5 protein-coding genes are annotated in these 6,857 nt (G+C 70.8%); 1 reads left to right on the plus strand and 4 read right to left on the minus strand.

The window, feature by feature from the left end; genetic code table 11:
• Positions 1 to 8: 8 nt before the first annotated feature.
• From ACJMNC_RS12190 to ACJMNC_RS12200, 3 genes are all read right to left on the minus strand, one after another.
• Complete coding sequence (locus ACJMNC_RS12190; protein WP_408948229.1) at positions 9 to 779, minus strand: ABC transporter ATP-binding protein; 771 nt, start codon at positions 777 to 779, stop codon at positions 9 to 11.
• Entirely contained in the window at positions 776 to 3,604 is a 2,829-nt protein-coding gene (locus ACJMNC_RS12195) for an ABC transporter permease subunit (protein WP_408948230.1), read from the minus strand. The genes ACJMNC_RS12190 and ACJMNC_RS12195 overlap by 4 nt, the downstream gene beginning before the upstream one ends.
• 154 nt (positions 3,605 to 3,758) lie before the next feature.
• Positions 3,759 to 5,006, minus strand: a complete 1,248-nt coding sequence (locus ACJMNC_RS12200; protein WP_408948231.1) for an ABC transporter substrate-binding protein — start codon at positions 5,004 to 5,006, stop codon at positions 3,759 to 3,761.
• Positions 5,007 to 5,245: 239 nt separating this feature from the next.
• Here ACJMNC_RS12200 and ACJMNC_RS12205 point away from each other — a divergent pair, with 239 nt between their 5' ends.
• Complete coding sequence (locus ACJMNC_RS12205; RefSeq protein ID WP_408948232.1) at positions 5,246 to 5,938, plus strand: TetR/AcrR family transcriptional regulator; 693 nt, start codon at positions 5,246 to 5,248, stop codon at positions 5,936 to 5,938.
• A gap of 33 nt (positions 5,939 to 5,971) precedes the next feature.
• Here the strand turns inward: ACJMNC_RS12205 and ACJMNC_RS12210 are convergent.
• Positions 5,972 to 6,857, minus strand: an 886-nt coding sequence (locus tag ACJMNC_RS12210) for a hypothetical protein (RefSeq protein ID WP_408948233.1), incomplete at its 5' end; no start/stop codon positions are given.

The raw sequence follows: 6,857 nt of genomic DNA on the forward strand, positions 1-6,857 counted from the left end.
CCGTGGCGCTAGCACGACCACCTCGTCGTACACGCCGACCGAGACCTCCACCGGCTGGCCCGCCACCACGACCACGTGCCGCTGTAGCGCGAGCTTAGGCCCCGCTCACTCGACCGGCCCAGCACCACCGCCCGGTCGGCCACCTCCAGAGCCAGCCGCACATGCTGCTCCACCAGCACGATCGCGGTGCCGTCCGCGTCGGCCACCCGGCGCAGCACCGGCAGGATCGATTCCACGATCACCGGCGCGAGCCCCATGCTCAGTTCGTCGATCAGCAGCACCTTGGGCCGCTGCAGCAGAGCCCGCCCGATGGCGAGCATCTGCTGCTCGCCGCCGGAGAGCTGGCCGGCCGGCACCCGCGCCCGCCGGCCCAGCGAGGGGAACCAGTCGACGATCTCGGCCACCCGGGCCGCCGCCTCCGACCGGCGCCGGCGGCCGCCGAACAGCGGCCGTCCCGCATCGGCGCGCACCGCCAGCTTCAGGTTCTGCTCGGTGGAGAGCTTGCGGAAGAGCGCCCGGTCGTCGGGCACGAGGACCAGCCCCGAGCGCACCGCCGACCGCGGATCGGCCGAGGCCACCGCCGTCCCGTCGACGCTCAGCTCACCGCCGAGGCGCGGCAGCAGCCCCGCCATCGTCTCGAGCAGCGTGGTCTTCCCGGCGCCGTTGGGACCGAGCAGAGCGACGATCTCGCCCGCCGCCACGTCCAGGTCGATGCCGCGCACCACCGGGTTGCCCTTCATGTGACCGGCATCGAGGGACCGGGCCGACAGCATGCTCATGCGATGACCTCCGGAGCGTCGGAATCGTTGCGGACGGGACGTGCCCCGGCGGGGCCGTCGGGTGCCGGATGGTCCGGTTCTTCTGGGGCAGGATCCTCCGGGGCCGAATCCTCTGGGGCCGCTTCCTCTGCGGCGGGGCCCTCGGTCCCCAGATAGGCGGCCATCACCCGCGGATCGGTGCGGATCTCCTCCGGTGTACCGGTGGCGATCACGCTGCCCAGGTCGAGCACCACCACGCGGTCGCACACGCTGAGCACCAGATCCATGTCGTGGTCGATCAGCAGCATGCTCACCCCGGAACCCCGGGCCGCCGCCAGGCGCTCGCCGAGCCACCGGCTCTCCCCCGAGTCCAGGCCCGCGGCGGGCTCGTCGAGCAGCGCCACGGTGGGCCGCCCGGCCAGCATCCGGGCCACCGAGACCAGCTGGCGCTGTCCCTGCGACAGATCGGCCGCCGTGGTCTCGGCCAGGTCGCCGATCTGCAGCAGGGCCAAGACCTCGCGGACCGTCCGGTGCGGGTCGTCGTCGCCGGCGTCCACCCCCACCGTCACGTTCTCGAGCACCGAGAGCTCGTCGTAGAGCTCGATGTCCTGGAAGGTGCGCCCGAGTCCGGCCCGGCTGCGCCGGTGCGGCGCCAGGGTGGCGAGATCGGTCTCGCCCAACCGGATGCGGCCGGTGCACGGGGCGAAGCCGCTGATCGCGTCGACCAGTGTGGTCTTGCCTGCCCCGTTGGGCCCGATCAGGCCGACGATCTCCCCGCGCAGCAGACCGAAGTCCACGCCGGAAACAGCGGTGACCGCCCCGTAGCGGACGGTGAGGTCCTCCACGGCGAGCACCGGTCCGCCGACTGCCGTCGGCGCGTGCTCGGGCGACGGCGCCACCGGTATGTCCCCGATCGGCGCGGGACGGGCCCGCAGCACCGCCGGCAACGGGATCCGGTGCAACTGCCCGACCAGACCGTCGGGATTGAACACCACGGTCACCACCAGCAGGACGCCCGAGGCCAGCACGTAGTAGTCGCCGATGTCGAGCCAGTACGAGAGCAGGGCACCCGGCGCCATCACGCCGGCCAGCAGCGCGCCGGAGACCGAGGTGACACCGGCGATGTAGAAGACGGCGAACAGGGTGATCGCGGTGAACACCCGGAACAGATCCGCGGTGGCCATATTGCTGGTCTGGTAGGCCATCAGCGCGCCGCCCAGACCGGCCAGGAAGGAGGCGATCGCGAAGGCCGTCAGCTTGACCGCGCCCACATTGATGCCCGACGCCGCAGCCGAGCGCTCATTGGCCCGCACCGCCAGCATGGCCGCGCCCAGCCCGCTGCGCCGCAGCCAGGCCACGCCGAGCGCACAGAGCGTGAGCACCACCAGGCAGAGGACGCCGAAGGCCAGCTGCGGATAGCCCTCCCCCGCGCCGATCGACAGATCGAGGCCGAATATTGACGGCGGGGTGACCATCGCCTGGGCGCCGCCGCCGTTCAGGCTCGGATTGTTGAACCAGAAGGCCTCCAGGAACACCGCCAGAGCCAGGGTCGCCACCATCAGCGGCAGTCCACGCACCCGCAGGGCCGGCAGGCCCACCACCACACCGATCACCATCGCGGCCAGCGCCGCCAGCAGCGGGGCGAACGGGAACGGGATGTGCAGTTGCTCGGAGAAGCGGGCCAGCGAATAGGCCGACGCCCCGGCCAGGGTGAGCTGCGCCAGCGAGACCTGCCCGGCATAGCCGGTGACGACCACCTGCGAGAGCGCGATCACCGCGAAGACCAGGGAGGCGATCACCGCCAGCCGCACGCTGCCGGAGGTGACCAGCAGGGCCACCACGCCCACGGCCACCCCGACCACGGTGGGCACCAGCAGCCGGGTCGGCCGCGGCGAACGCCCCAGATCCTGCTTGGCCACCGCACCTCGGCCGGGCAACCGCTGGCCGCGCACCAGCAGGAAGATCAGGATCAGCAGCAGCGGGATCGCCTGCGCCACACCGCTGTCGGGAAACCAGTCGACGGTGGTCTGCAGTTTCTGCGCCTCCGAGGAGAGCATCCCGATCGCCAGGCCGGCGAGCACCGTCAGGCTGATCGACGAGAAGTTGCCCACCAGCGCCGCGGCGAGCGCCGGCACGATGAACATGGTGTAGGCCACCGGGTTGAGCGGGACCATCGGCGAGATCAGCACGCCGCCCACGCCGGCGGTGGCACTCGAGAGGGCCCAGTTGGACAGTGCGATCCGGTCCGGCGACAGGCCGGTGACCAGCGCACCGCGTTCGGATTCGGCCGCCGCCTCGGTGGCCACCCCGAAGCGCGTGTATCGCAGGACCAGGGCCGCCAGCGCGGCCAGACCCACGACCACCACACCCAGCCACAGCCCCTCGGTGGAGACGACGGTCTCGCCCACGGTGAAGGACTCGCGCGGGAAGATCGCGGCCACCGGCGGCGGGGTCTCGTCCACGCGCATGGCCAGCAGCGCCTGCAGCACCAGCATGACGCCGATCGCGGCGACCGCCTTGGCCAGCGCCGGCGCGCGGCGCATCGGCCGGAAGACCACCAGATACAGGAGCATGCCCAGGACGGCCGAGAGCGCCACCGCGAGCAGGGCGGCGGGCAGCACATCCCATTTGCCGCCCAGGTCGACGGTCTTGTCGAAGCCCGGAATCGGATTGAGGAACTCCCCGCGCCGCAGGTAGGCGTAGGTGTAGGCGGCGTAGAGCGCAACGGCGCCGGTGGCGAAGTTCACCACGCCGGAGCTCTTGAAAGTCATCACCAGGGCCAGGCCGAGCGCCGCGTAGACGGCGCCGTTGCCCACGCCCAGGAGCAGAAAGGCGAGATCGTTCATCGGAAGGCTGGGGTCCCCTCTGGAGGCGAGCGGTGGCAGGTCGGTAAAAGTGCAGGTCGGCAGAAGTCAGGTCGGGCGGGACTCGTCAGGCGGGTCCGGTCGCGCGGCGGGCCGGTGAGATGCCGATCATCACCGGCCCGACCGCGGACGACCGTCAGTCCTGGTTGACCACTTCGGTGTTCTCGAAGACCAGGTCGGCGCCGACGTCGGAGACCAGCATGGCCTTGCTGCACAGCGAGGTGAGCTGCGGGAAGGCCTTGCCGTCGCAGGTGAAGGTGAGTCCCGGAGCGGCCGGCAGCGGCAGGTCGCGGGCGGCACCGAAGGCCGCGTCGACGGCGGCGGCGTCCACCGCGCCCGCCTGCAGACCGGTGCCGACCTCGGCCAGTGCCATCACCGTCTGGTAGCCCATGTACGCCAGACCACGCGGGTCGGTGTCCGGGGCGTACTTGGCCATCACCGTGCGGTACAGATTCACCGTCTCGGCGTCCGAGGTGAGATCGACGGTGGTGAAGGCCTTGGTGTTGGTGTAGGTCTCTTCACCGACGGCCTCGACCACCGGGCGGTCCAGACAGGACGAGATCAGGTACTTCTGCACGTCGGGCGCTGCGGTCTGCAGAGCCTTCAGGGCACTGGTGCACTGGCGGCTGTCGCCGAGGATGCTGACCGCGTCCGGCTTGTCGGCCAGGCCGGCGGCGATCTGCGCGCTCGGGTCGGCGACGGAGACCGGCACGGTGACCACCTTCAGCTCCACGCCGGCCCGGGAGAAGATGGGCTCTCCCATCGCCTTGAGCGAGGCGGCGGCGTCGCCGGTGTCGCCGATCAGCACGGTGACCTTCTTGAGCCCGTCCTTGGCGGCGGTGGCGGCCTGCGCGGAGAGCACGCCGACGATGCCGCTGGAGAGCATGTAGGTCTTGGGCGCGGCCATCTCCACCTGGGAGACCGGAGCCTGCGCCACATAGGGAATGCCTGCTCCGGTGACGATCGGCAGCATGACGGCGCCCTGCGAGCCCATCGGCGTGATCACCACCGAGACCTTCTTGGCCACCATCTCATTGGCGCACTTGGTGGCCGAGACGGGTTCCTCGGCCTCCTTGCAGATCTCGAGCTCCACCTTGTGGCCGCCCACACCGCCGCCGTTGGCGTTGAGGTACTCGGCGGCGGCCTCACCGCCCTCGCGCACGCTCGGCACCGAGATGGCGCCGGACTCCGGCACGATCAGGCCGACCTTGATCGCCTCGCCGGTGGGCGCGTTCTCGGTCAGTTCGACGGTGGGCCCGCTGGAGGCGGCGGTGCTGTCGTCGTCCGACGAGCACGCGGTGAGACCGCCGAAGACCAGAGCGCCCGCCGCACCGACGACCATCGCCTGGCGCAACGTGCGTTTGAGGTTGCTGGGTGCTTTCACTATTCGTCCCTTCAGTCCTGTCGGATACCTCGGCACCGTTCGCCGATCCGCGGAAAAGCCGTGCCCGAATGTGCAACTGTAAGACATACGGTAGGGCTTACGGCAGACTTTAACGTGTGTCGGATCACAACAGTGCCGAATTTGCGAAACATGCCACATCTGCTAGCTATCCGCAGTTCAAGAGGGGTTTCACGCCGGTGTTACGATCGGCGGCGCGACCCGATCAGAGCAGGGGGACTATGACCCACGATCCATCGACCACTGCGGGTGACACCGGTCAGCGGGGTTCCGACGGGCGTCTGCCGCGCGGTTCCCTCGACCCGGAGGAGATCGTCGCCGCCGCCTACCGGGTGGCCGGCGAGGTGGGTCTGGCCAGGTTCAGCGTCCCGATGGTGGCCCGGCATCTGGGCGTGGGGGTGACCAGCATCTACTGGCACTTCCGCAAGAAGGAGGACCTGCTCGCAGCCATGTCGGTGTGGGCCACGGCCGACTACCGGGACACCTCCCCCTTCGACGGCGCCGGGGGATGGAAGGCCGGACTGCGGCGGCACTTCCGTTCCATGCACCGCGTGCTCAAGGAACAGCCGGTTCTGGTGGAGCTGATGCTGCTGCTGCAGCCGCGGCCGACCGTCGACGCGACGGTGATGCACGCGACCAGCCGCCGCTTCGGCTCGATCATGGACGCGCTGCACGAGGCCGGCTTCTCCGAGCAGGATGCCTGCCGGCTGTACTTCGCGCTGCTCTCCCACGTGTGCGGGTCGGCGATGCTCACCCATCAGTCGGTGCTGGCCGACGCCGAGCGGCTGATGGTGCAGGCCGGCGGTCCCGATCAGCGGATACCCGAGGATGCGCTGTTCGACTTCACCTTCGAGGCGCTGCTCGACCGCGCGGAGTCGCTGCTCGACGATCAGGCGGCACCGGAAGCGCGCTGACCGATCGCGGCCGTACCGGCCAGGCGTCCCCTGTCAGACGTCCCCGTGCAGCGGCAGCGGGTGGTCGGCACCGTAGACGTGCACCGCACCCGGACCGCCCGCGAAACAGCGCTCGACGTCCGGGCCGGAGGCCACCGGGATCACGGTGACCGAGGCGCCCGCGGCGGGGGCGAAGACCGCGTCGGTCGAACCCGGCCCGCGGACGTCGGCCCCGGACGCCGGCCGTCGGACCCGGGCCAGCTGAGTGTGTGCACCGGCCCCCGACGCGTCGAGGTAGTCGACGTAGTCGCAGGGCACCGCCCCGAGCGTCCCGCGCTGCGGGCGGCCCGCCTGTTCCGGGTCGCCGAGGCCGTACTGGCCGTCGCAGTTGAACACCCATCCGCCGGCCGCCGCGGCCACCGCCGAGCCGTGGATGGACATTCCGCAGGACGGGAGCAGATGCAGTTCCAGCCCGGTCGCCGCCTCGGGCCACCGGCTGCGCACGACGCCCCGGCGCAGCCGGTGATCGGCGTGGTCCAGGCAGATCTCCACCCCGACGGTCACCGGTCGCTCGCCGGGCACCGAGAAGATCGCATACGGATCGTGCGCCGCGGATTTGAGGTCGCCGCCGGAGGTGTCGAGGACCGGATAGGCGCTCATCTGCTCGGTGATCACCGACCGGCCGGTCACATCCCACAGCAGCAGATCCTCGTTGGAGGCGAAGAACTTCTCGGTAGTCACCGCTCGGGCCCGGAAGTCGCCGCGCACCCCGCTCAGGGCGCCCGGCCCGAGCACGAAGGCCCGGTTGCGGACCTGCACCTGCGGATAGGCGTGGCAGTTCTTGATGAAGTCGACGAGGGCGTCGTAGACCACCAGCGCCAGCGGGCCGTCGGCCCGCGCCCAGGCCTCGCCCAGGGTGCGGACCACGTCGTTGCGCACC

It is taken from the genome of Gordonia sp. VNK21, from assembly GCF_046098115.1.
Taxonomy (GTDB): Bacteria; Actinomycetota; Actinomycetes; order Mycobacteriales; family Mycobacteriaceae; genus Gordonia.